This is a genomic window from Streptomyces sp. NPDC020731, assembly GCF_044334705.1.
In the GTDB taxonomy this organism is placed as follows: Bacteria; Actinomycetota; Actinomycetes; order Streptomycetales; family Streptomycetaceae; genus Streptomyces.
The window spans coordinates 17068-40996 of record NZ_JBIRTN010000013.1 but is presented as its reverse complement, the minus strand read 5'-3'; the positions used below and the strand labels follow the sequence as shown (position 1 = coordinate 40996).

Sequence of the window (23929 nt, the reverse complement as noted above, 5' to 3'; positions counted from 1 at the left end):
GTGTCCGAGCAGCCCCCCGAACTCCGGGTACGCAACCCCGCGACCGAGGAGGTGATCGCCACCGTCCCGGCCGCCGGCCCCGCCGACGTCGACGCCGCCGTCGTACGCGCCGCCCGCGCGCAGACCTCCTGGGCCGCCCTCGCGCCAGGCGACCGGGCCCGGCTGCTGCGCCGGTTCGCCGCCACGGTCGACGAGCACATCGAGGAACTGGCCCGGCTGGAGGTCCGCGAGGCCGGCCACACCCTCGGCAACGCCCGCTGGGAGGCGGGCAACGTCCGCGACCTGCTCGACTACGCGGCCGGGGGAGTGGAACGCCTCACCGGCCACCAGATCCCGGTCCCCGGCGGGGTGAACGTCACCTTCCTCGAACCCCTCGGCGTCGTCGGCGTCATCGCCCCCTGGAACTTCCCGATGCCCATCGCGGCCTGGGGCACCGCACCCGCCCTCGCCGCCGGCAACGCGGTGCTCCTCAAACCCGCCGAGACCACCCCCCTCACCGCCCTCCGCCTGGCCGGACTCGCCCTGGAGGCAGGTCTGCCCGAGGGCCTGTTCCAGGTGCTCCCCGGACACGGCCCCGTCGCCGGGAACGCCCTCGTGGAACACCCCGGCGTCGCCAAGATCGTGTTCACCGGGTCGACGGCCGTGGGCAAGCGGGTGTGGGCCAAGGGCGCGGACCGCCTCAAGCGCGTCACCCTCGAACTCGGCGGCAAGAGCCCCAACATCGTCTTCGCCGACGCCGACCTGGAGGCCGCCGCGGCGGCCGCCCCCATGGCCTTCCTCGACAACGCCGGCCAGGACTGCTGCGCCCGCACCCGCATCCTCGTCGAGCGCTCCGTGCACGACCGGTTCCTGGACCTGCTCGCCCCCGCGATCGAGGCGGTCCGGGTGGGTGACCCGGCCGACGAGACCGTGGACATGGGCCCGCTGATCTCCCGCGCCCAGCTGGACCGTGTCCGCTCCTACGTCACCGACGACCTCGACGGCATCCGCGGCAAGGCCCCCGGGGGCCCCGGCCACTGGTTCCCGCCCACCGTCCTCACCGGCGTCGACCCCCGCGCGCGCGTGGCCGTCGAGGAGGTGTTCGGCCCCGTCGCCGTCGTCCTCCCCTTCGACGACGAGGCCGACGCCGTACGCCTGGCCAACGCCACCGACTACGGCCTCTCGGGCTCGGTCTGGACCCGGGACGTCGGCCGCGCCCTGCGCGTCTCCCGGGCGGTCCGCGCCGGGAACCTGTCCGTCAACTCCCACTCCAGCGTCCGCTACTGGACCCCCTTCGGCGGGTTCAAGCAGTCCGGCGTCGGGCGCGAGCTCGGCCCGGACGCGCTGACCGCCTTCACCGAAACCAAGAACGTCTTCATCAGCACGGAGGCCTGAGGGCACATGAGTGAAGAGAAGATCTGCCGCCGACTGGTCGGCCGCACCGCCGTCGTCACCGGAGCCGGCAGCGGCATCGGCCTCGCCACCGCCCGCCGCTTCGCCTCCGAGGGCGCGCACGTCGTCTGCGGGGACGTGGACGAGGCACGCGGAAAGGCCGCCGCCGAGGAGACCGGCGGCATCTTCGTCGACGTCGATGTCACCGACCCCGAGCGGGTCGAGGCGCTGTTCCGCACGGCGTACGACACCTACGGCAGCGTCGACATCGCGTTCAACAACGCCGGCATCTCCCCGCCCGACGACGACTCCATCCTGGAGACCGGCCTCGACGCCTGGAAGCGCGTCCAGGAGGTCAACCTCACCTCCGTCTACCTGTGCTGCAAGGCCGCCATCCCCTACATGCGGCGCCAGGGCAAGGGTTCCATCATCAACACCGCGTCCTTCGTGGCCCGGATGGGGGCGGCCACCAGCCAGATCTCGTACACCGCCTCCAAGGGCGGTGTCCTCGCCATGTCCCGGGAACTCGGCGTGCAGTTCGCCCGCGAGGGCATCCGCGTCAACGCCCTGTGCCCCGGCCCCGTCGACACCCCGCTGCTGCGGGAACTGTTCGCCAAGGATCCCGAGCGCGCGGCCCGCCGCCTGGTGCACATCCCGCTCGGCCGGTTCGCCGAGGCCGAGGAGATCGCCGCCGCCGTCGCCTTCCTGGCCAGCGACGACTCCTCCTTCGTCAACGCCACCGACTTCCTGGTGGACGGCGGGATCTCGGGGGCGTACGTCACACCGCTGTGAGCCGCGCCCTACAGTGCCCGGATGAGCATGACGCCCCCGCCCGGCTGGTACCGCGACCCGCACGCCCCGCACCTGGAACGCTGGTGGGACGGCGCGGCCTGGACCGAGCACCGGCGCACGCCCGGGGCCCCCGCCGTGCCGCCGGCCCCGTCCCCGGGCGGCACGGGCGGTACCGGACGCGCCAAGGCGATCGCCCTCACCTCCGCCGGGGCCGTGCTGGTCGCGGCGATCGTCACCGGCGCGGCGCTCCTCGGCGGGGACGACGGCGGCCCGAGGACGCGCACCGGTCCGACGGCCACCACGTCGGCCCCCGGGCCCACGCCGTCGTCACCGTCCGCGTCCGAGCCGCCCGCCGGGGACCCGAACGGGGTCGAGGACCAGCTCAACGGGATCACCTTCCCGCTCCTCGACGGCTGGGTCCGCCCCGAGAACGTGGCCCAGGACGACGTCGTCATGACCACCGACGGCACCTACGACTGCCCCGGCGACGGCAGCGTCTGCCGGCACGGTCTCGTCATCTCCCGCACCGTCACCGAGAACGACGAGACCTCGCCCGAGGCGCTCGCCGAGGAGGACATCTCCGAGGCGGCCGACGCCGCCTTCGACAAGGACGTCCTCGGCCAACGCCCCTACGGCGGCCTGGAGTCCCACGAGGTGGTGAAGTCGGGCCCGGTCGCGGTGGCGGGCCGCGCCGGGTACTTCGTGCGCTGGCGCGTCACCACCGCCGAGGGACCCGGCGGGTACGTGCAGTCGCTGGTGTTCCCGTCCAGCGTCGGCACCGAGTCCCCGGTCCTCGTCCGCTACGTCTTCGACGCCGGGGCGGACGGCCCGCCCCCGGCCGACATGGACCGCATCACCGAGGGCATCCGCTCGGTCACCGACACGGCCTCCGGCGGCGGCGTCGGCAGCAGCATCGGCCCGGCGGACTGAGCGGTCACAGGAACGTGCGGCCCTCGCCGCGGTACGTCGGCACGGTCGCCGTCACCGCGTCGCCCTCCACCAGGTGCAGCGCGTCGAACCGCTCGCACAGCTCGCCCGCCTTGGCGTGCCGGAACCACACCTTGTCGCCGATCAGCAGATCGTCGGCGGGTGAGCCCAGCAACGGCGTCTGCACCTCGCCGGGCCCCTCCTGCGGGTCGTACCGCAGTCCCTCGGGCAGATACGGCACCGGCAGCCGGTCCGCGCCGGGCGCGCCCGACGCCGGATAGCCCCCGCCCAGCACCGTCACCACGCCGACGCCGGGCCGCCGTACGACGGGCAGGGCGAACAGGGCCGCCGGACGGCCCGTGAACGACGTGTAGTTGTCGAACAGCCGCGGCACGTACAGCCCCGAACCGGCCGCGATCTCGGTGACCGCGTCCTCCGCGGCGGTGTGCTGGACACTGCCCGTACCGCCGCCGTTGACGTACTCCAGAGCCGGTACGACCTCCCGCACCGCCCGCACCACCGCGGCCCGCCGCTCGGCGAGTTCACGGCGCGCGGCGGTCTGCATCAGCCGCACCGCCCGCGACCGCAGCGGCCGCCCGGCCACCGCGTCGCCGACACCGGCCACATGACCCTCGTACGCCATGATCCCGACGACCTCGAACCCGGGCCGCCGGACAACCGCGCGCGCGAACTCGGCGACCTGGGCGGGGGAGTGCAGCGGGGAACGCCGGGCGCCGATCCGTACCCGCCCGCCGAACAGCTTCAGGGACGTGTCCAGCTCCAGGCAGACGCGCACCACTTCACCACCGCCCGCGCGCGAGGCGTCGATCAGGTCCAGCTGCGCCGGATCGTCGACCATGACCGTGACGGCGGCGGCGAGCTCGGGATCGGCGGCGAGCTCGGCGTAGCGGGCGCGGTCGGCGGACGGGTAGGCCAGCAGGACGTCGTCGAAACCGGAGCGGGCCAGCCACAGGGACTCGGCGAGGGTGAACGACATGATGCCCGCGAAACCGTCCCGGGCGAGAACCCGTTCGAGCAGGGCACGGCAGCGTACGGACTTGCTCGCGACCCGGATCGGCTTCCCGTCCGCCCTGCGGACCAGATTGTCCGCGTTGGCGTCGAAGGCCTCCAGATCCACGATCGCGAAGGGGGCGTCGAGGTGGGCGGTGGCCCTGTCGTAACGGGCCCGGTCGGCGGCGCGCGCAGTCATGAGCGCAGCCTGCCAGACGGGATTACCGCACGGTAGGGGATGTTCCGGGCAGATGCCGCGGCCCTGCGGACTGGTTCCCGTTCGACACGGACCACGCCGTAGAGTGACGCGCACGCACGGCGGAACGGGGCCGGCCGGAGGGCCGGACCGGGATGACGCGCCGTCCGTGCGGGTATCTGTGCCCGGGACGAGTCCGTGCCGGGCGGGCACGACGAAACGGGGGGTGCATGAGCACGGAAGCGCGCCGCGCCTCCCACCCCCCGCGCCCCACCGTCCCTCCGCGTCCCGCGCATCCGCCGGAACCGGCCGGACCCGACACGGACGAACGGGAGGGCCCGGAGAACCCGGCCCGCCCCACGGCCCCGGAGGCCGGCGTCCCCCGGGGCCGCACCTCCGGCGGCTCCGGCCCCTTCGCCCCCCGCGAACCGGCCCGTACGGACGCCGAGGGCCCCCGCGGGGAGACCTCGCGCGGCGCGGGCGCGTTCGAGCCCCGCGAGCCCGCGCGTACGGACGCCGACGGCGCGGGCGTGCCCCGTGGGCGCACCTCCGGCGCGTCCGGGATCCGGGAGCCCGCGCGGCCGTCGGCCGGGGACGCCGGTTCCGGCGGCCCTTCGGCACCCCGGCCGCGTTTCCCGAGCTTCGGTGAGGGCGTGCCCGCCGGTACGGACCCCGTCGCGCCTCCGCCTCCGCGTGCCTCCGCCCGCTTCCCCGACACGCAGCCGACCGCCGGCCGGGGCGCGCGGCCCCCGGGCGGCTCACCCTCCGTACCGCCGCAGCCCACCCACCGGCCCACCCCGCGCGGCACGGGCACCCCTCCCGAAACCCCGTCGGAGACCACCACCCGCCTGCGCGCCGTGCCGCCCGCACGACCGGGCACGGGCGAAGCGCGCCGTTCGGGCACGGCGTCCGACGCGCGCCCGGGCACCGGCGGTACGGGCCGTGCCGGGGCGGACCCGGCGTACGCGCCGACCGATGCTCCCCGCCCCACGTGGCGGCCCGGCCCCGGCGACCCGGCCCCGGACGCGCGCCCGGCGTACGCGCCCGCCGATGCCCCCCGCCCCACGTGGCGGCCCCCTGCCGGCGAGGCGGCGGCCGACGTACGGCCGGGTGCCGGCGCGGGCTCGACGGGCGGTCCCGATCCCGCTCTCTCCTGGAGTGCCCCCATGGCGCCGGGCGGTACGCCCGGAGCGGGGCGGCCCGTCGTGTCGTTCGGGGAGCCGGAGGGGTACGACGAGGGGGCGCGGGCGCGACCGCTCGGGCGGCGGGGACGGTCGCAGGCCGTCGTGGCCGCCGCCTGTCTCGTCCTCGGGACGGGACTCATCGGCGGTGCCGTCACCGGAAGCTGGCTCGCCGGGGACTCCGACGGGCCCGGCGCCCGGCACGGCTTCGCCGCCGCCCAGGACATGTGGCACGACATCCCGGTCGACCAGCTGTTCCCGCCCACCGTGCAGGGCAAGGGCGCGGGCCCCGGCGGCGCCGACCGGTCCTGGACCCGTATCGCCGTGGCCCCCGACAGCGGCTGCAAGGACGCCTTCGACGCCCTGCTGCGCAAGGTCCTCGCCCCCGTCGGCTGCGAGCGCCTGCTGCGCGCCACCTACACCGACGCCACCCAGAGCCACGTCACCACCGTCGGCCTGCTGTTCACCAAGGCCGACGCCGCCGCCATGACCTCCCTCGCCCGCCGGTTCGACGCCGAACGCCTGGACCGCCGTACCGACCTGATGCCCCTGCCGTACGCGGCGAAGGGCACCGCCGCCGCCGGGTTCGGCGCCGAGCAGCGCGCCACCTGGGCGATCTCCGTCCTCACGGACGCCCCCGTCGTCGTCTGGACCGTCTCCGGATGGACCGACGGCCGCAGTGTCGACACCCCGCAGCCCGCCGAGGACGCCATGGAGTCCGGAGCCACCACCGCCCCCGCCCAGGCAGGCCTCGGCCACGAGGCCCAGGGCCTCGCCGACCGTGTCGAACGCGGCCTGCGCAAGAAGGCCGGCACCGTCACGGAGCAGCCGTCATGAAGCCCGTCACCGGCCGGCGCCCCGCCGCGGCGGCACTCGGCGGCCTCCTCGCCACCGCCCTCGTCCTCGTCCCCGCCACCGCCGCGCACGCCGACGGCATCCGCGCCCGGCAGTGGTCCCTGGAGGCCATGCACACCGAGGAGGTGTGGCGGACCACGAAGGGCGCCGGCGTCACCGTCGCCGTCCTGGACACCGGTGTCGAGGCCGACCACCCCGACCTCGACGGCAACGTCCTCACCGGCAAGGACCTCGTCGGCTTCGGCGCGAGCGAGGGCGACCGCGCCTGGGCCCGCCACGGCACCGCCATGGCCGGGATCATCGCCGGCCACGGACACGGCCCCGGCGGCGCCGACGGCGTCATGGGCATCGCCCCCGAGGCGAAGATCCTCCCCGTCCGCGTGATCCTGGAGGACGGCGACCCCTCCCGCGCCAAGGCCCGCAGCACCCGCGGCAACGCCCTCGCCGAAGGCATCCGCTGGGCCGCCGACCACGGCGCCGACGTCATCAACCTCTCCCTGGGCGACGACTCCGCCTCCGCGCACCCCGAACCCGGCGAGGACCAGGCCATCCAGTACGCCCTGCGCAAGGGCGTGACCGTCGTCGCCTCCGCCGGGAACGGCGGCGAGAAGGGTGACCACGTCTCCTACCCGGCCGCCTACCCGGGCGTCGTCGCCGCCACCGCCGTCGACCGCTACGGCACCCGCGCCCCGTTCTCCACCCGCCGCTGGTACGCCACGGTCAGCGCCCCCGGCGTCGACGTGATCATCGCCGACCCCGACCACAAGTACTACGAGGGCTGGGGCACCAGCGCCGCCGCCGCGTTCGTCTCCGGCGCCGTCGCCCTGGTCAAGGCGGCCCACCCGGACCTGGCCCCGGCCCAGATCAAGCGGCTCCTCGAGGACACCGCCCGCAACGCGCCCGCCGACGGCCGCGACGACTCCCGAGGCTTCGGCTTCATCGACCCGGCCGCCGCGATCGAGGCCGCGTCCCGGCTGAAGCCGGAGGGCCTGGAGTCGGCGGCGTACGGCGACAAGTACTTCGGCCCCGGCCCGGACACCGCCGACTCCGACGACGACACCGCCGACTGGGCGGCCCCCCTGGCGGGCAGCGCCGGCGGTGTGCTGCTGGTCGCCGCGGTGGTCCTGTGGCGAGGGCGCCGCACCCGCTACGACGAGGGCTGAGCCCCGGCAGCGTCGCCCGCGGTGTCCCCGGTGAACACGGACACCGCCGCCCGCGCCACGGTCTCGGTCAGCGCGATCCCCTCCTCCTGGGTCGCGTTGCCCCGCGACAGCACCGCCACCAGGTAGCCGTGGCCGCCGGCCGTCACCCGCCCGATGCTGTTGATCACCCACAGTCCGGTGGTGCTGCGCCGCAGCCAGCCGTTCTTCAACGCCCATGCCGCACCGTCGGCCGCCGCCGACACACCCCACCGCTGCCCCACGGCGATCCGTTCCATCAGCTCCCGCACGTACGCCCGCGAGGCCTCGTCCAGCTTTGAACCCGTCGTGTCGAACACCTGCCGCAGCAGCGTGAGCTGGTCGGCGGCCGTGGTCTGCGTCAGCCCCCACAGCGGGCCGTCCCCGCCCGCCGTCCCCGTCAGTCCGAACCGCTCGTTCGCGGCGTCGAGCCCGTCCGCCGCCCCGATCGCCCGCCACAGCGCCGACGTGGAGTCGTTGTCACTGTTCTCGATCATGGCGACGGCGTACGTCTTCTCCTCGACGGTCGGTGTCCGCCCCGCGTCCTGCGCCCGGAGCAGCAGCGCCGCCAGGATGTCGACCTTGACGATGCTCGCCGTGTCGAAGACGCCCCCTCCGTACGAGGCGCTCTCCCCGGAGTCCGGGTCGAGCACCGCCACCGACACCTCGGCGCCCTCCGCCACGTCCACCGACGCCATGGCCGCCGCCAGCAGCGCGTCCCGGTCCACCGCCGCCTCCGTCGCGCTCTCCACCGCTTCCTCCCCGTCCGCCGCCCGCGAGGCCGACGAGGATACGGTCTCCGCCCGCGGGTGCGCCCACGTGGTCATGTACATCATCCCCGTCGCCGTACCGCACCCGACGGTGATCAAGGCGAGGGCGAGGGACAACAGGGCACGACGCCGGAACCGACGGGCACGACGGCACCGCCGCGGTCTGCTGCAGGAGTCCATGGCCGCGATGGTCGGGGCGGTGGCTGTGCGGACCGTTGGACGGAGCTGAGAGCCGGCTCAGATTCCGGTGAGAGGCCGGTGAGGAACGCCGTCCACCCCCCGATAGGGTCGGTGACCGTGGCGAACAAGAACATTCCCGACTCCCCGTTCCGCGACGACGACGGCTCCGCCGACCCCCGGCTGAGCGCCGCGCTCGCCGCCTGGGCCGAGGACGGCAACGCCGTCGGCCCCGTCCTGGAGGCCCTCAAGGGCGCCCGGCTGCTCGTTCCCGTCGTGGCCCTGCTCGGCGAGGCGGAGGAGGACGAGAACGGGCTGCGCCGGGAGAAGACCAGCGACATGGCCGTACCGACCCTGAAGGCCGGTGGGCGCACCGCCCTGCCCGCCTTCACGTCCACCGGGTCGCTCGCCCGCTGGGATCCGGCGGCCCGCCCCGTCGCCGTACCGCTGCACCAGGCCCTGCAGGCCGCCGCGCACGAGAAGGCGGACACGGTCGTCCTGGACCTGGCCGGGCCCGTGCCCTTCGAACTGACCGGTCCCACGCTGCTCGCACTCGCCGAGGGCCGCACGAGCACCGCCCCGCTCGCCGACCCGGCCGTCGTCGAGGCCGTACGGGCCGCCGTCGCCGCGGAGCCCGCCGTGCTGCGCGCCCACCTCGGGCCGGGCCAGGCCGACGGCACCCTCGCCCTGGTCCTCGACCCGGCGGCGCCCGCCGCGGAAGCCGCCCGCGCCGTGGCCCGGCGGCTGGCCGCCGACGAAACACTGAGGGCCCGCCTGGTGCGCGGCCTCGACCTGGCAGTCCTGCCGGCCGGGACCACGCCTCCGGGCGAGCCCCTGTACGTACGTCCCTGACGTCCTAGCCGTAGAGCGGCCCGGTGTACTTCTCGCCCGGGCCCTGACCGGGCTCGTCCGGAACCAGGGAGGCCTCGCGGAACGCCAGCTGGAGCGACTTCAGGCCGTCGCGCAGCGGCGCCGCGTGGAACGAGCTGATCTCGGTCGCGGAGGCGTCCAGCAGACCGGCCAGCGCGTGCACCAGCTTGCGGGCCTCGTCCAGGTCCTTGAACGTGTCGCCCTCCTCGGTCAGACCGAGCTTCACGGCGGCGGCGCTCATCAGGTTGACGGCGACCGTCACGATCACCTCGACGGCCGGGACCTCGGCGATGTCGCGGGCCATGGCGTCGAAGTCGGGGTTGCCGGGGGTCTCGGGGGTGTCCGAGGGGGAGGTGTCACTCATGCCCCACACGATAGGCGCAGCGGGACGCCCCCTTGACGGCAGGAGGCGGGGACGGCCGGTTGGTGCGCCTCACCGGGAGCTGCTAACCTTGTGTAACGACCGGTCGGACCCGTATGCCTCGTGGCTCGCGTGTCCGGCCCACAAGTGGAGGCTTCGAACTCCCACCTGACCGCCCTCAGGGCGGCGGGTCACCGGTCAGGCGGTCCCGTCCCCGAGGCGGCGATCCGTCCGAAAGCGCGCCCCGCGGTCATCGCGGCGGTGTTCCGGTAGTTCGAGGAACCCCGCCTGTGATCGTCCGGGGCATTTTTTGTGCGCCGGTGCGGTTAGGTCTCACGAACAGAGACGTTACGCGGCTGTCCGCCAGACCGTCGCGTGGTGCTACCGAGGAGGATCCATCAGCGCCGAGCCCCGCATCAACGACCGGATTCGCGTTCCCGAGGTGCGACTTGTCGGCCCCAGCGGCGAGCAGGTCGGGATTGTCCCGCTTGCCAAGGCCCTGGAGCTTGCGCAGGAGTACGACCTCGACCTCGTCGAGGTCGCGGCGACCGCCCGTCCGCCCGTGTGCAAGCTCATGGACTACGGGAAGTTCAAGTACGAGTCGGCCATGAAGGCCCGTGAGGCGCGCAAGAACCAGGCGCACACGGTCATCAAGGAGATGAAGCTCCGGCCGAAGATCGACCCGCACGACTATGACACCAAGAAGGGTCACGTCGTCCGGTTCCTCAAGCAGGGCGACAAGGTCAAGATCACGATCATGTTCCGTGGTCGCGAGCAGTCCCGGCCGGAACTCGGCTACCGACTGCTGCAGCGTCTCGCGGAGGACGTGGCCGACCTCGGGTTCGTGGAGTCGAACCCGAAGCAGGACGGCCGCAACATGATCATGGTTCTCGGTCCGCACAAGAAGAAGACCGAGGCGATGGCCGAGGCTCGCCAGGCGCAGGAAGCCCGCAAGGCGGAGGCGAAGGCCAACCCCGGCCGTTCGATGAACGCCGCGGACCCCGACGCCGCGAACGCCGACGCTGCGAACGTCGACGCCGCGAATGCCGACGCCGCGAACGTCGACGCTCCGGCGGAGGCTTCCGCCGAGGCGTGACCCCCGGGGGACGCGAGTCCCCAGGACGTAACCGATACAAGTACGACGCTCCACCGTGCCCGGTTCTCATGGCCGGGCACCGGAGCGCCACCGACGAGGAGAGAACGGCGCTATGCCGAAGAACAAGTCGCACAGCGGTGCCAGCAAGCGCTTCAAGGTCACCGGCTCCGGCAAGGTGCTCCGTGAGCGCGCCGGCAAGCGCCACCTGCTCGAGCACAAGTCGTCCCGCGTGACGCGTCGCCTCACCGGCAACGCCGAGATGGCCCCGGGCGACGCCGCGAAGATCAAGAAGCTTCTCGGCAAGTGAGACCGGGCGCCCAGCGCCTGATCCACCTCCACCGGGACCCAATCGTTTCCGGGCCGTGTGAGGACAACCACGGCCCCGCTACAAGGAGTTAACAAGTGGCACGCGTCAAGCGGGCAGTCAACGCCCACAAGAAGCGCCGGGCGATCCTCGAGCAGGCCTCCGGCTACCGCGGTCAGCGCTCGCGCCTGTACCGCAAGGCCAAGGAGCAGGTCACCCACTCGCTGGTCTACAACTACAACGACCGCAAGAAGCGCAAGGGTGACTTCCGCCAGCTGTGGATCCAGCGCATCAACGCCGCTGCCCGCGCCAACGGCATCACGTACAACCGCTTCATCCAGGGTCTGAAGGCCGCGAACGTCGAGGTCGACCGCAAGATCCTGGCCGAGCTGGCCGTCAACGACGCGACCGCCTTCGCGGCGCTCGTCGAGGTTGCGCAGAAGGCGCTGCCGGCGGACGTGAACGCCCCCAAGGCGGCGTGAGCACTGCGTCGGCTTGAGACCGACGTGAGTTTCGAGGACCCGCAGGCTTCGTGGCTTGCGGGTCCTGCTGTTGCCGTTCGCCGGTCGGTCATCCGGCTGCGGGCCCGTTGCGGCCGGCCGCGCCCACGCGGCGGAGCCGCATGCCGACACAGCCCCGCCCCCGGGGACTGCACTGCCGCGTGTTGAGATCTCCCGAAGGTGAACAAGAAGATGCCCCCCGTCAGCCCCGAGCTGATTTCTCCCCGTTCCACCCGTGTGAGTGCCGCTCGTCGGCTCGGTAAGCGGAACTTCCGGGGAAAGGAGCGGCTGTTTCTCGCCGAGGGACCGCAGGCCGTGCGGGAGGCCGCTGCGCACCGGGGCGAGGACACCGCGACGCTCGTCGAACTGTTCGCCACCGTGGAGGCCGCCGAGCGGTACGCCGACATCGTCGGGGCGGCGCGGGATGCCGGGGCCCGGGTGCACCTGGCCTCCGAGGACGTCATCGCCGACATCTCCACCACCGTCACCCCGCAGGGGCTCGTCGGGGTGTGCCGGTTCCTGGACACGCCGTTCGAGGAGATCCTCGCCGCCCGGCCCAGGCTGGTCGCCGTCCTCGCCCACGTGCGCGACCCCGGGAACGCCGGCACCGTGCTGCGGTGCGCCGACGCCGCCGGAGCCGAGGCCGTCGTCCTCACCGACGCCTCCGTCGACCTGTACAACCCCAAGGCCGTCCGCGCCTCCGTCGGCTCCCTGTTCCATCTGCCCGTCGCCGTCGGCGTCCCCGTCGAACAGGCCGTGACCGGACTGCGGGACGCGGGCGTGCGGCTGCTCGCCGCCGACGGCGCCGGGGACCGCGACCTCGACGACGAGCTCGACAAGGGCACCATGGGCGGGCCCACCGCCTGGGTCTTCGGCAACGAGGCCTGGGGCCTGCCCGAGGAGACCCGCGCCCTCACCGATGCCGTCGTCCGCGTACCGATCCACGGAAAGGCGGAGAGCCTGAACCTCGCCACCGCCGCCGCCGTATGTCTCTACGCGTCGGCCCGTGCACAGCGCGCCGCCGGAGGGTGCCGCTCCGTCACCGGGAACTAGTAGGGTGACCAGCCCGGGGACCCTCCCCAAGCTCTCGGCAGGGCTCGAGCTCGGGGCGCCCCGGGGAAGTTCCGAGAGGTGGGGTACGGGGATGAGCGTCGGCACGAGCAGCGCACCGGGCGCACAGCGGGCGGCGCGCCCGCCCGCGCCCCGGCCCGGTGATCTCGCCGAACTCGGCATCGACCCCGACCAGTTGCCCGACGGACTGGTCGTCGCCGACGAGCACGGACGGGTGATCTGCTTCAACGCGGCAGCCGTCCGCATCGCGGCCGTCTCCGCCGAGCAGGCCCTCGGCCGGCCGCTGGAGACCGCCCTGCCGTTAGAGGACCTGGAGGGCCGCCGCTGGTGGCAGCTCACCGACCCCTACGGTGGCCTCGCCATCCGCGTCCGCCAGCCCGAACGCAACCTGCTGCTCCCCGGAGGCCGGGAAGTCCTCGTCTCCGCCCGCTACGTCCGCACCGGGCCCGCCGGTCCCGTCCGCCGCGTCGTCGTCACCCTGCGCGACACCGAGGCCCGCCGCCGCACCGAGCGCAGCCACGCCGAGCTGATCGCCACCGTCGCCCACGAACTGCGCTCCCCGCTCACCTCCGTCAAGGGCTTCACCGCCACCCTGCTCGCCAAGTGGGAGCGGTTCACCGACGACCAGAAACGGCTGATGCTGGAGACCGTCGACGCCGACGCCGACCGGGTCACCCGGCTCATCGCCGAGCTGCTCGACATATCCCGCATCGACTCCGGGCGCCTGGAGGTGCGCCGTCAGCCCGTCGACATCGGGGCCGCCGTCGGACGGCACATCCAGGCCTACGTCGCCGCCGGGCAGCAGGCCGACCGCTTCCTGCTGCGGGTGCAGCACCCGCTGCCCGACCTGTGGGCCGACCCCGACAAGGTCGACCAGGTGCTCAGCAACCTGCTGGAAAATGCGGTGCGGCACGGCGAGGGAACCGTCACCATCGACATCACGCCCTCGGTGTCCCCCCGTGAACGGGAGAACGCCGAGAACGCAGCTACGTCGGTCACGGTGAGCGACGAGGGGCCCGGCATTCCGGAGGAGTCCATGAACCGCGTCTTCACACGCTTCTGGCGGGGCAGCAAGCGCGGCGGGACGGGCCTCGGGCTGTACATCGTCAAGGGCATCGTCGAGGCCCACGGCGGCACCATCACGGTCGGACGCGCCCCCGAAGGCGGCGCGCAGTTCCGATTTACGTTGCCCGTGGCGGCACCCGCGTATCTCACCTGAGATCCGGGCCCGGCCCCACGGGCGCATTCGCTCACCACCACACCGTTAGACTCGGCCTTTGGCACCTTTGTGTCCCAAAAACCTGGACGCACCGTCCAGGAGTCGGTACGGGGACCATCAGCCCGGGGGCACCTCCCAGTGGTAGCTGGGGGACAATCGGAAGTACGGGAAGAGATGTCGGCACCGAATAAGTCGTACGACCCTGTCGAGGTCGAGACGTTGAAACCGGAAGAGATCGAGCGCATGCGGGACGAGGCGCTCGCCGCCTTCGCCGCTGCGGACTCCCTCGACGCGCTCCAGGAGGCCAAGGTCGCCCACACCGGCGGCACCTCCCCGCTGGCGCTGGCCAACCGAGAGATCGGCGCGTTGCCGCCGCACGCCAAGGCCGAGGCCGGCAAGCGCGTCGGCCAGGCGCGCGGTGCCGTGAACAAGGGCCTCGCCGCCCGCCAGACCGAACTCGAGGCCGAGCGCGACGCGCGCGTCCTGGTCGAGGAGGCCGTGGACGTCACGCTGCCCTACGACCGCGTCCCGGCCGGCGCCCGCCACCCGCTCACCACACTGTCGGAGCGCATCGAGGACGTCTTCGTGGCCATGGGCTACGAGGTCGCCGAGGGCCCCGAGGCCGAGGCCGAGTGGTTCAACTTCGACGCCCTGAACATCGGCCCGGACCACCCGGCCCGCGGCGAGGCCGACACGTTCTTCGTGGAAGGCCCCGAGGGCGGCACCGAGTCCGGTGTCGTGCTGCGCACCCACACCTCGCCCGTGCAGATCCGCTCGGCGCTCGACCGCGAGCTGCCGGTCTACGTGATCTGCCCCGGCCGCGTGTACCGCACCGACGAGCTGGACGCCACGCACACCCCCGTCTTCCACCAGGTCGAGCTGCTCGCCGTGGACGAGGGACTGACCATGGCGGACCTCAAGGGCACCCTGGACCACATGGTCCAGTCGCTGTTCGGCGCGGAGATGAAGACCCGGCTGCGGCCGAACTTCTTCCCCTTCACCGAGCCGAGCGCCGAGATGGACATGCTCTGCTACGTCTGCAAGGGCGCGTCCGTCGGCGACCCCGACCGGCCCTGCCGCACCTGCTCGTCCGAGGGATGGATCGAGCTCGGCGGCTGCGGCATGGTCAACCCGCGGGTGCTCACCGCCTGCGGCGTCGACCCGGAGAAGTACAGCGGCTTCGCCTTCGGGTTCGGCATCGAGCGGATGCTGATGTTCCGCCACAACGTCGAGGACATGCGAGACATGGTCGAGGGTGACGTCCGGTTCACCCGGCCGTTCGGGATGGAGATCTGATGCGGATCCCGCTTTCTTGGCTGCGGGAGTACGTCGACCTGCCGGCGACGGAGACCGGCCGTGACGTACAGGCCAAGCTCATTTCGGCCGGCCTGGAGGTCGAGACCGTCGAGCACCTCGGCGCCGACCTCAAGGGCCCCCTCGTCGTCGGCCAGGTACTGACCATTGAGGAGCTGGAGGGCTTCAAGAAGCCGATCCGCTTCTGCACGGTGAACGTGGGGCGGGCCAACGGCACCGGTGAGCCGCAGGAGATCGTCTGCGGCGCCCGCAACTTCGCCGTCGGCGACAAGGTCGTCGTGGTCCTCCCCGGCGCCACCCTGCCCGGCGGCTTCTCGATCAGCGCCCGCAAGACGTACGGCAGGACGTCCCACGGCATGATCTGCTCCGCCGACGAGCTGGGCATGGGCGACTGGGGGTCCCCCCGGACGGAGTCTGGGGGAGGCACGCACGGCATCATCGTGCTGCCGCCGGAGACCGAGGTCGCCAAGGACGCCATCGAGCTCCTCGAACTCGTCGACGAGGTCCTGGACATCGCCGTCACCGCCAACCGCGGCGACTGCCTCTCCCTCCGTGGCGTCGCCCGCGAGACCGCCATCGCCTACGGCCTGCCGCTGCGCGACCCGGCCCTCCTCGACGTGCCCGGCCCGAACGCGTTCGGCTACCCGGTGAAGGTGTCCGACCCGGCCGGCTGCGACCGCTTCACCGCCCGTACGGTGACCGGCCTCAGCCCCGAGGCGCGCTCCCCGATCTGGCTGAAGCGCCGGCTGCAGAAGGTCGGCATGCGCCCGATCTCGCTCGCCGTCGACGTCACCAACTACGTGATGATGGAGCTCGGCCAGCCGCTGCACGCCTACGACCGCTCCCTGGTCCAGGGCACCATCGGCGTGCGCCGGGCCGCCGAGGGCGAGAAGATCGTCACCCTCGACGGCGTCGAGCGCACGCTGCACGCCGAGGACCTCGTCATCACCGACGACCGCGGCCCCATCGGCCTCGCCGGCGTCATGGGCGGCGCCGACACGGAGATCGCGGACCACGGCGACACCGGGAACGCGACGAGTGACGTGGTCATCGAGGCCGCCCACTTCGACCAGGTGTCCGTCGCGCGCACCGCCCGCCGCCACAAGCTGTCCTCCGAGGCGTCCCGCCGCTTCGAGCGCGGCGTCGACCCGGCGGCCGCCGCCGCTGCCGCGCAGCGCACCGTCGACCTGCTGGTGCTGCTCGCGGGCGGCACCGCCGAGGCCGGCGTCACCGAGGTCGTCGCCCCGACCGCGCCGCACACCATCACCGCCCCGGCCGACCACCCGGACAAGGTCGCGGGCGTGGCGTACGGCCGCGAGACCGTCGTACGCCGCCTCCAGGAGGTCGGCTGCGACGTGTACGGGCAGGACGAGCTGATCGTCACCGTGCCGTCCTGGCGGCCCGACCTCACCGACCCGAACGACCTGGCCGAGGAGGTCATCCGGCTCGAGGGCTACGAGAACCTGCCCTCCACCCTGCCCAGGCCGCCCGCCGGCCGGGGTCTGACCGCCCGCCAGCGACTGCACCGCCGTATCGGCCGGGCCCTGGCCGGGGCCGGTTACGTCGAGGCGCTGAACTACCCGTTCGTCGGCGAGCAGGTCTTCGACCAGCTCGGCCTGGAGGCCGACGACCCGGCCCGCCGTGTCGTCAAGCTGGTCAACCCGCTCAGCGACGAGGAGCCCGCGCTGCGCACCACGCTGCTGCCGGGCCTGCTCGGCGCGCTGCGCCGCAACGACGGCCGGGGTTCGCACGACCTCGCGCTGTTCGAGACCGGCCTGGTCTTCCAGCCGCGCGAGGAGCAGCGGGTCGCCGCGAACCTGCCCGTCGACCGGCGGCCCAGCGAGGCGGACATCGCCGCGCTGAACGCCGCGCTGCCCGACCAGCCGCGGCACGTCGCCGTCGTGCTGACCGGCGCCCGCGAGCAGGCCGGCTGGTGGGGCAGGGGCCGCGCGGCCGACTGGGCCGACGCGGTCGAGGCCGCCCGGACCGTCGCCCGTGAGGCCGGCGCCGAACTGGGCGTCCGCAAGGGCCAGTACGGGCCGTGGCACCCGGGCCGCTGCGCCGAGCTGACCGTCACCGTCGACGGCGAGGACCGGATCATCGGCCACGCCGGCGAGCTGCACCCGCGCGTCCTGAAGACCCTGGGCCTGCCCGCGCGCAGCTGTGCGATGGAGCTGGACCTGGACGCCCTGGAGCAGGTCGGCGACGACACCCCGCAGGCGCCGGGCATCTCCACCTTCCCGGTCGCCACGCAGGACGTCGCGCTGGTCGTCGACGCGTTCGTGCCCGCCTCGGATGTCGAGGCGGCGCTGCGCGAGGGCGCCGGTGAACTGCTGGAGTCCATCCGCCTGTTCGACGTGTACGAGAACGCCGAGCAGCTCGGCGAGGGCCGCAAGTCCCTGGCGTACGCACTGCGGTTCCGTGCGACCGACCGCACGCTGACCGTCGACGAGGCGTCGGCGGCCCGCGAATCGGCGGTCACCCTCGCGGGCGACCGCACCGGGGCGGTCCTGAGGGGCTGATCCAGACCGTCGGGCCCCCTCGGCCGGCCCGTCCGGCGTTTGAGGACAAAGGGGGTCCGGGGGCGCAGCCCCCAGGGACGGGAAGGGGCGGCGGGGGCGAAAACCCCATGCCCGCCCCCGTCCGCCGCAGGGCCGACAACCACCGGGTTCCGGGGGGGGGGGGGGGGGGGGGGGGGGGGGGGGCCCCCCCCCCCCCCCCCCCCCCCCGCGGTCACCTCACCCGGCCGTACCAGACGCTGCGGGTCCAGATCTTCTGCAGGCGCACCACGTCCCCGGTCTTCGGGGCGTGCCAGATCTTGCCCTTACCCGCGTAGATGCCGACGTGGTAGACGTAGCTGCCCGAATGGAAGAACACCAGGTCTCCCGCCTTGCGGCTCTTGGCGGAGACGTGGCGCGTCTTGTTGTACTGCTGGGCGGCGGTGCGCGGCAGCTTCTTGCCCGCCTTCTTGAACGAGTACAGCGTCAGACCCGAGCAGTCGAACCTGTACGGCCCCGTGGCGCCCCACTTGTAGGGCGAGCCCTTCTTGGAGGCGGCGATGTGCAGCGCCTTGGTGGCCGAGGTCGCGGCGGCCGCCTCCGAGGCGGCTCCGGGGACCACGATGGAGCCGCCCACGGCGGCCAGGGTGAGGGCCGAGGCCGTGCCGGCCCGGGCCATGAGAGACGGGACACGATTGAGCGCAGTCATGCGCAACCCTTCGTCAGCCGCCTGTGAAGGATGACCTGTCGGATTCGGGCTGGCGAAGTTGCCCGGCCGCACACGTGCGGCTTCACCCCAAGGACTGCTCGGAACTGACGTCCCGGCGGCCCGTCGTGATTGGGTCCTCCACTCCTGCCGATCCACTCCTGTCGACCGGTCATCCGGGCGGCGGCAGGACTCGGCGTCCGCCCGGATCGCCCCGCCGCGGCGGCGGGGTCTTGTCGTCAGTCAGGGATCTTGGCTCATGACGCGATCGAAATCCCAACGGAACGTGGGATTTGTGTTGTTACTCACCACTCACCCGTTCGGGTGGACACCTCTCTGTTCGGACCTTCGCCGAGGCCCGGAGGAGCCGCGGACCAGGGATGAAAAGCACCGTTCCGGTCGTGCGGTACGTGCGTTGCGCAACTTCGAGGGCTCGAAAACAGCAGGTTCGTCTACGCCGGACGGGGGTACGCCGTTCGGTCCGTTTCAACCCCGGCCGGGGTGCACCGCCGGCCGGGGCCGCTGTCCGGCGCCCGCGGGCGTCAACTGCCGGGGTCCGGCGGCAGTGTGACCCTGGCCGTGCGCCGTTCGCCGTCCAGCGCCCGCAGGGCCCGGGCCAGCGTGCCGGAGTGCAGTTCGCTCTCGCCGCGCCGGTGCATCAGGGTCAGCGCGTCGCGCAGCGCGACGGCCTTGCCGACCAGCGCCTGAGCCGCGCGCAGTCCGCGGTAGGTGTCACCGCCCAGGGCCGGGTTGACCCGGCCGAGCAGGTCGACGGCCTCGAGGTAACGGTCGATCAGCTCGGCCTCCGCGCGGGTCAGCGCGGGCAGCGGCGGCAGCTCCGGTGGCAGCATCCGCGGCTCACCTCGTGCCGGTGACGGGGGAGGTGCTCCTGCGGCCGGGCACGATCCGGTCCGCCAGGCCGTACTCCACCGCCGCCTGCGCGTCGAGGACCTTGTCCCGCTCGACGTCCGCCCGGACCCGCTCCGCGGTGCGGCCCGTGTGCCGGACCAGGATCTCCCCCATCCGTGACCGGACACGGGTCGACTCCTCGGCCCGGATCACCGGATCGCCGGCCTGTCCCTCGACCGGCTCCGGGAGGGAGGGCTGACGGAGCACCAGACGGGAGCCGGGCAGCAGCAGTCGCTTGCCCGGGGTGCCGGCGGCCAGCAGCAGCGCGGCGGCGCCCTCCGCCCGGCCCAGGCAGACCGTCTCCACGTCGCAGGAGACGTGGCGCAGCGTGTCGTAGATCGCCGACATGGCGTGGAAGGAGCCGCCGGGGGAGTTGACGTAGAGCGAGATGTCCCGGTCGGGGGAGTGGTGCTCCAGGTACATGAACTGCGCCATGACGTCGTTGGCGGAGGTCTCGTCGATCTGTGTCCCGAGGATGACGATCCGTTCCTCGAGCAGCTTCGAGCAGGGGTCCGGCGTCCGGTTCCCCGATGCCGTGCGTTCGGTGAGCTCGGGCAGGACGTGGCGGGCGGACGGTCGGGTCATGAGAGCCCCTCCTGTCTGGTCGTCTCTGTAAAAAATGTACAGGACGTACGTGACGTTATGATGGGTCCATGGCCTACGAGATTCCGGTTACCCAAGCCAGGGCTGAGCTCGCCGACCTCATCAACCGCGTGGTGTACGGCGGTGAGCGCGTCGTCGTGACCCGGCACGGAAAGCCCCTCGTCGCCCTCGTGTCCGCCGATGACCTGCGACGACTCGAAGAACTCAGGGAGGCGCAGGAGCCCGCCGAGGAGCAGGTGATCAGTGCGGTGGCCGGCGTCCGCGAGGTCACGTCCGCTCCCCGCGAACGGCAGCGCTTCGGCATCGCGGCGGAGCACCGGGGGACGGCCACCTCGTAAGCCCGTACGACAGGACCGCGCACCCCCGTCCGCCACGGCGGGGTGCGCGGTCGGTCCGTGCGCCGGAGACGGGTGGTCGTGCGGCCGGTCAGCCGACGGGAGCCGGACTCGGCTCGGTGGCGGGCTCCGCGTCCCTCATGCGTTCCCTCGGCGCGCCGCCGGCCAGTACGGCGCCCAGGCCCAGCACCGCCCACCAGGTCAGTGTCAGGGCGGGGCCGGCCGCCGCCGCGCCGTCGAAGAAGGACACCGAGCGCAGCAGCGACACGCCCGCCCCCGGCGGCAGCCACCGGCCGATCGCCCCGGCCGGCTCGGGCAGCATCTCCGGCGCCGAGGACGCCCCCGAGAAGGGGTTGCCGAGCAGCATGATCACCAAGCCGCCGAGCGCGATGCCCGCCCGTCCGAACAGCGCCGCGAGTCCGGCGACCGCCGCACCCATGGCCAGCGCGGCCAGCGCGAACGTACCGGCCACCGTCCACCAGTTCCCCGGAACGGCCTCCAGCCAGCTGTGCGCCAGCGCCGCGGCCACCGCGCCGACCAGGGCGGCGGACCCGGCCAGCGCGGCCACCGCGCGGACGCCGCGCAGCCCCAGCAGCGTCACCGCAGAGCCGGCGCCGATCCCGGCCAGGGCCAGGGGCAGCACGCTGGTGTTCAGGACCGCGCCGCGCGGATCCGCCTCGGCGGCGGGCACCACGTCCACGGTGGCGACCTGGTTGCCGGAGGCGGAGGCATGGTGGGTCACCGCCTGCTGCAGCAACTGGGCCACGACCGGGCTCGCGGCGGACGCGGTGAGCAGTTTCGGCCCCTGCCCGGTGACGACGACCGCGCCGTACACCTCGCGGTCCTCGACCGCTTCCCGGGCGGCGGCCTCGTCGGCGTAGTGGTGGAGGTCGAAGGCGCCCTCCTGGCCTTCCAGTCGCTGCTCCACCGGTGCGGTCGCGGCGGCGGAGCCGGCCACGCCGAGCGGCAGGTCATGTGGCGCCGTACGGGCCGCGGGCCAGGCGAAGGCCCAGAGTGCCAGCGCCACCAGGGCGGGGATCAGCAGCGTCACGGCGACGACGCGACGGCGCGGCGACAGTGTCGAGAGGGGCATGAGGACTCCGGTGACCAAAAAGAAGGATCGTTCGTTTTAAGTTCACCGCCACCGTCCCGCTCCGCCCGCTCCTTGTCAAGAAGGAATGTTCGTTTTAGATTGCGGCCATGGCCCGCGTATCCCAGGAACACCTCGACGCCCGCCGCCGCCAGATCCTCGACGGCGCCGCGTCCTGCTTCGCCCGCAACGGCTTCCACGCCACCTCGATGCAGGACGTCCTCAAGGAGGTGGACCTCTCCGCGGGCGCCGTCTACCGGTACTTCCGCGGGAAGGACGAACTGATCGCCGCGATCGTGACCGATGTGCTCGACACGGTGCGCGGCATTCTCGAGCGGGCCGTCCAGGAAAGTCCGCCGCCCACCCCCGACGTGCTCATCCCGCACGCCCTGGCCCGGATGAGGGAGCAGCGGCCGGCCACCCTGGACGGCGGCGAGTGGATGTTCCCGCGGCTGATGATCCAGGTGTGGACGGAGACCACGCGCAGCCCCGAACTGGCGGCCGTGCTGGGCGACGGGTACCAGAAGGTCCGCGCGGTCTGGGGGAGGGTCGTCGAGAGCTACCAGGACGCCGGCCTGATGCCGGCCGACGCCGACACCGACGCGGTGGCCCGGGCGATGATCGCGCTCGTGCAGGGCTTTGCCGCCCAGATGGCCCTCTTCGGAGGGATCTCCGAGCGGACGCTGGGCGAGGGCCTGCGGGCGCTGATGACCATGGGGCCGGCCCGGACGGACACCTGACGGGTGGTGATCGCCCCGCCGCCCGTTCCCGTTCCCCGCCTCCGAGGGCTTCGCCCCCGGGCCCCCTTCGGCCTGGACGGTCCTGTCCTCGAACGCCGGACGGGCTGAAAGTGCGTCCGATTGGCGGAGTGCCATTACCCGGTTATCGGATTGGCAAAGAACGGCCTCGGCCCCTGTTCCCGGTGACCTCACAGCAGAGAGGATCCCCCGTACCCATCGCAACGATGAACGGGGAGGCCCCACTTGAGGGACAGCAGACCGAAGAGGCGGGCGGTGGGGCTCGGTTCGGCCGGAGTGCTCGTCACGGCGACGCTCATAGCCGGCGCCGTCGCGGCGCCCACGGCGAGCGCGACGGCGGACACCCACCACGGCAAGGACCGCGAGGCCAGGGGCGTGGCGATCGCCGCCGCCCGGGCCGCGAAGACCGGCGTCGACTGGCAGGACTGCCCCGCCGACTGGAACCTGGCCAAGCCGATCCAGTGCGGCTGGGTCTCGGTGCCGATGGACTACGCCAAGCCGTACGGCAAGCAGATCAAGCTCGCCGTCGACCGCATCGGCAACACCGGCACCAAGGGCGAGCGCCAGGGCGCGCTCCTGTACAACCCGGGCGGTCCCGGCGGTTCCGGTCTGCGCTTCCCGGCCCGGGTCACCGCCAAGAACCCGGTCTGGGCCAACACGGCCGAGGCCTACGACTTCGTGGGCTTCGACCCGCGCGGCGTCGGCAAGTCCGCGCCCATCTCCTGCGCCGACCCGCAGGAGTTCGTCAAGGCGCCCAAGATGGACCCGGTGCCCCGCGACGAGGCCGACAAGCGGGCCCAGCGCAAGCTCGCCCGCGAGTACGCCGAGGGCTGCCACGAGCGCAGCGGCGAGATGCTGCCGCACATGACCACGCCGAACACCGCGCGCGACCTCGACGTCATCCGCGCCGCTCTCGGCGAGAAGAAGCTCAACTTCCTCGGCGTCTCCTACGGCACCTACCTCGGCGCCGTCTACGCCACCCTCTTCCCCGGCCACGTCCGCCGCATGGTCGTCGACAGCGTCGTCAACCCCTCCCGCGACAAGATCTGGTACCAGGCCAACCTGGACCAGGACGTCGCCTTCGAGGGCCGCTGGAAGGACTGGCAGGACTGGGTCGCGAAGAACGACGCCGCCTTCCACCTGGGCACCACCCGCGACGCCGTCCAGGCCCAGTGGCTGAAGCTGCGCGCCACCGCCGAGAAGGACCCGATCGGCGGGATCGTCGGACCCGCCGAGCTGATCGGTTTCTTCCAGAGCGCCCCGTACTACGACTCCGCGTGGGTCCCGGTCGCGACCGTCTTCAGCCAGTACGTCGCCGGCGACACCCAGGCGCTCGTCGACGCCGCCGCCCCCGATCTCTCCGACATCGCCGGCAACGCGGCCTCGGAGAACGGCAACGCCGTTTACACGGCCGTGGAGTGCACCGACGCCAAGTGGCCCACCAGCTGGCGCAAGTGGGACCGCGACAACACCCGGCTGCACCGGGACCATCCGTTCATGACCTGGGCCAACGCCTGGATGAACCTGCCCTGCGCCACCTGGCCGGTCAAGCAGCGGACGCCCGTGGACGTCACGTCCGGCAAGGGCCTGCCGCCGGTGCTGATCGTCCAGTCCGAGCGTGACGCGGCCACCCCGTACGCGGGCGCCGTCGAGCTGCACCAGCGGCTCAGGGGCTCCCGCCTCATCACCGAGAGGAACGCCGGATCCCACGGTGTCACCGGCCTGGTCAACTCCTGCGTCAACGACCGGGTGGACACCTACCTGCTCACCGGCGAGCTGGACCGCTCCGACGTGACCTGCGCACCGCACGCCACACCGAAGCCCTGAGCCCACGCCG

Annotated in this window: 23 protein-coding genes and 1 riboswitch; of the genes, 16 read left to right on the top strand and 7 right to left on the bottom strand. The window is 73.1% G+C overall.

The features are described 5' to 3' along the window. Genes ACH4VX_RS20870 through ACH4VX_RS20860 form a run of 3 tightly spaced genes read left to right on the top strand, consistent with a single transcriptional unit; the run spans position 1 to position 3093 of the window. Positions 1-1374, top strand: a complete 1374-nt coding sequence (locus ACH4VX_RS20870; RefSeq protein WP_398368959.1) for an aldehyde dehydrogenase family protein — start codon at positions 1-3, stop codon at positions 1372-1374. A 6-nt stretch (positions 1375-1380) separates the two neighbouring features. Next, positions 1381-2163 carry a 3-oxoacyl-ACP reductase gene (locus tag ACH4VX_RS20865; protein WP_398368958.1) on the top strand — a complete coding sequence of 261 codons (783 nt, stop codon included), beginning with the start codon at positions 1381-1383 and terminating at the stop codon, positions 2161-2163. 27 nt (positions 2164-2190) lie between these two features. Next, positions 2191-3093: a DUF2510 domain-containing protein gene (locus ACH4VX_RS20860; protein ID WP_398369256.1), complete on the top strand. Its 903-nt coding sequence runs from the start codon at positions 2191-2193 to the stop codon at positions 3091-3093. A 4-nt stretch (positions 3094-3097) separates the two neighbouring features. Here the strand turns inward: ACH4VX_RS20860 and ACH4VX_RS20855 are convergent, their stop codons facing one another. Next, positions 3098-4300, bottom strand: a complete 1203-nt coding sequence (locus ACH4VX_RS20855; RefSeq protein ID WP_398368956.1) for an amino acid deaminase/aldolase — start codon at positions 4298-4300, stop codon at positions 3098-3100. 227 nt (positions 4301-4527) lie between these two features. Between ACH4VX_RS20855 and ACH4VX_RS20850 the strand changes: the two genes are divergently transcribed. Further along, positions 4528-6315, top strand: coding sequence for a hypothetical protein (locus ACH4VX_RS20850; RefSeq protein WP_398368955.1), 1788 nt, complete (start codon positions 4528-4530; stop codon positions 6313-6315). Then, the gene (gene mycP / locus ACH4VX_RS20845; RefSeq protein ID WP_398368953.1) at positions 6312-7496 is read left to right on the top strand and encodes a type VII secretion-associated serine protease mycosin; all 1185 of its coding nucleotides are present in this window, start codon (positions 6312-6314) and stop codon (positions 7494-7496) included. The genes ACH4VX_RS20850 and mycP overlap by 4 nt, the downstream gene beginning before the upstream one ends. Here the strand turns inward: mycP and ACH4VX_RS20840 are convergent. Further along, positions 7481-8461 carry a serine hydrolase gene (locus tag ACH4VX_RS20840; RefSeq protein WP_398368951.1) on the bottom strand — a complete coding sequence of 327 codons (981 nt, stop codon included), beginning with the start codon at positions 8459-8461 and terminating at the stop codon, positions 7481-7483. The genes mycP and ACH4VX_RS20840 overlap by 16 nt on opposite strands. A 117-nt stretch (positions 8462-8578) precedes the next feature. Between ACH4VX_RS20840 and ACH4VX_RS20835 the strand changes: the two genes are divergently transcribed. Then, positions 8579-9310 (top strand): SseB family protein, encoded by a 732-nt coding sequence (locus tag ACH4VX_RS20835; RefSeq protein WP_398368950.1) that lies wholly within the window; start codon positions 8579-8581, stop codon positions 9308-9310. A gap of 4 nt (positions 9311-9314) precedes the next feature. Here the strand turns inward: ACH4VX_RS20835 and ACH4VX_RS20830 are convergent, their stop codons facing one another. Beyond that, on the bottom strand, positions 9315-9692 hold the full coding sequence (locus tag ACH4VX_RS20830; RefSeq protein WP_381231002.1) for a DUF1844 domain-containing protein: 378 nt from the start codon (positions 9690-9692) through the stop codon (positions 9315-9317). Positions 9693-10086: 394 nt separating this feature from the next. Between ACH4VX_RS20830 and infC the strand changes: the two genes are divergently transcribed. The 7 genes from infC to pheT all read left to right on the top strand — a co-directional run bounded on the left by infC (position 10087) and on the right by pheT (position 17715). Continuing rightward, the gene (gene infC, locus ACH4VX_RS20825) at positions 10087-10785 is read left to right on the top strand and encodes a translation initiation factor IF-3 (RefSeq protein WP_398369254.1); all 699 of its coding nucleotides are present in this window, start codon (positions 10087-10089) and stop codon (positions 10783-10785) included. A gap of 112 nt (positions 10786-10897) precedes the next feature. Continuing rightward, on the top strand, positions 10898-11092 hold the full coding sequence (gene rpmI / locus ACH4VX_RS20820; RefSeq protein ID WP_004933563.1) for a 50S ribosomal protein L35: 195 nt from the start codon (positions 10898-10900) through the stop codon (positions 11090-11092). A gap of 95 nt (positions 11093-11187) precedes the next feature. Continuing rightward, a complete protein-coding gene (gene rplT / locus ACH4VX_RS20815; RefSeq protein WP_004933571.1) occupies positions 11188-11571 on the top strand; it encodes a 50S ribosomal protein L20 in 384 nt (127 codons plus the stop codon). Between the two features lie 210 nt (positions 11572-11781). After that, the gene (locus ACH4VX_RS20810; protein ID WP_398368948.1) at positions 11782-12642 is read left to right on the top strand and encodes a TrmH family RNA methyltransferase; all 861 of its coding nucleotides are present in this window, start codon (positions 11782-11784) and stop codon (positions 12640-12642) included. 91 nt (positions 12643-12733) lie between these two features. Next, positions 12734-13879: an ATP-binding protein gene (locus tag ACH4VX_RS20805; RefSeq protein ID WP_398368946.1), complete on the top strand. Its 1146-nt coding sequence runs from the start codon at positions 12734-12736 to the stop codon at positions 13877-13879. 174 nt (positions 13880-14053) lie between these two features. Next, a complete protein-coding gene (gene pheS, locus ACH4VX_RS20800) occupies positions 14054-15175 on the top strand; it encodes a phenylalanine--tRNA ligase subunit alpha (protein WP_398368944.1) in 1122 nt (373 codons plus the stop codon). After that, entirely contained in the window at positions 15175-17715 is a 2541-nt protein-coding gene (pheT, locus tag ACH4VX_RS20795; RefSeq protein ID WP_398368943.1) for a phenylalanine--tRNA ligase subunit beta, read from the top strand. Before pheS ends, pheT begins: the two co-directional genes overlap by 1 nt. A gap of 211 nt (positions 17716-17926) precedes the next feature. Here the strand turns inward: pheT and ACH4VX_RS20790 are convergent, their stop codons facing one another. From ACH4VX_RS20790 to ACH4VX_RS20780, 3 genes are all read right to left on the bottom strand, one after another. After that, positions 17927-18400, bottom strand: coding sequence for a C40 family peptidase (locus ACH4VX_RS20790; protein ID WP_398368941.1), 474 nt, complete (start codon positions 18398-18400; stop codon positions 17927-17929). A gap of 3 nt (positions 18401-18403) precedes the next feature. Beyond that, positions 18404-18606, bottom strand: a riboswitch (cyclic di-AMP (ydaO/yuaA leader). 333 nt (positions 18607-18939) lie between these two features. After that, on the bottom strand, positions 18940-19248 hold the full coding sequence (locus ACH4VX_RS20785) for a hypothetical protein (RefSeq protein WP_398368939.1): 309 nt from the start codon (positions 19246-19248) through the stop codon (positions 18940-18942). 7 nt (positions 19249-19255) lie between these two features. Beyond that, on the bottom strand, positions 19256-19891 hold the full coding sequence (locus ACH4VX_RS20780; RefSeq protein WP_398368937.1) for an ATP-dependent Clp protease proteolytic subunit: 636 nt from the start codon (positions 19889-19891) through the stop codon (positions 19256-19258). A 68-nt stretch (positions 19892-19959) separates the two neighbouring features. Between ACH4VX_RS20780 and ACH4VX_RS20775 the strand changes: the two genes are divergently transcribed. Beyond that, complete coding sequence (locus ACH4VX_RS20775; protein WP_398368936.1) at positions 19960-20247, top strand: type II toxin-antitoxin system Phd/YefM family antitoxin; 288 nt, start codon at positions 19960-19962, stop codon at positions 20245-20247. An 88-nt stretch (positions 20248-20335) separates the two neighbouring features. Here the strand turns inward: ACH4VX_RS20775 and ACH4VX_RS20770 are convergent, their stop codons facing one another. After that, positions 20336-21337 carry an ABC transporter permease gene (locus tag ACH4VX_RS20770; protein ID WP_398368934.1) on the bottom strand — a complete coding sequence of 334 codons (1002 nt, stop codon included), beginning with the start codon at positions 21335-21337 and terminating at the stop codon, positions 20336-20338. Between the two features lie 107 nt (positions 21338-21444). Between ACH4VX_RS20770 and ACH4VX_RS20765 the strand changes: the two genes are divergently transcribed. Both ACH4VX_RS20765 and ACH4VX_RS20760 read left to right on the top strand, forming a co-directional pair. Further along, positions 21445-22074 carry a TetR/AcrR family transcriptional regulator gene (locus tag ACH4VX_RS20765; protein ID WP_398368932.1) on the top strand — a complete coding sequence of 210 codons (630 nt, stop codon included), beginning with the start codon at positions 21445-21447 and terminating at the stop codon, positions 22072-22074. A gap of 243 nt (positions 22075-22317) precedes the next feature. Further along, entirely contained in the window at positions 22318-23919 is a 1602-nt protein-coding gene (locus ACH4VX_RS20760) for an alpha/beta hydrolase (RefSeq protein WP_398368930.1), read from the top strand. Positions 23920-23929 lie beyond the last annotated feature (10 nt).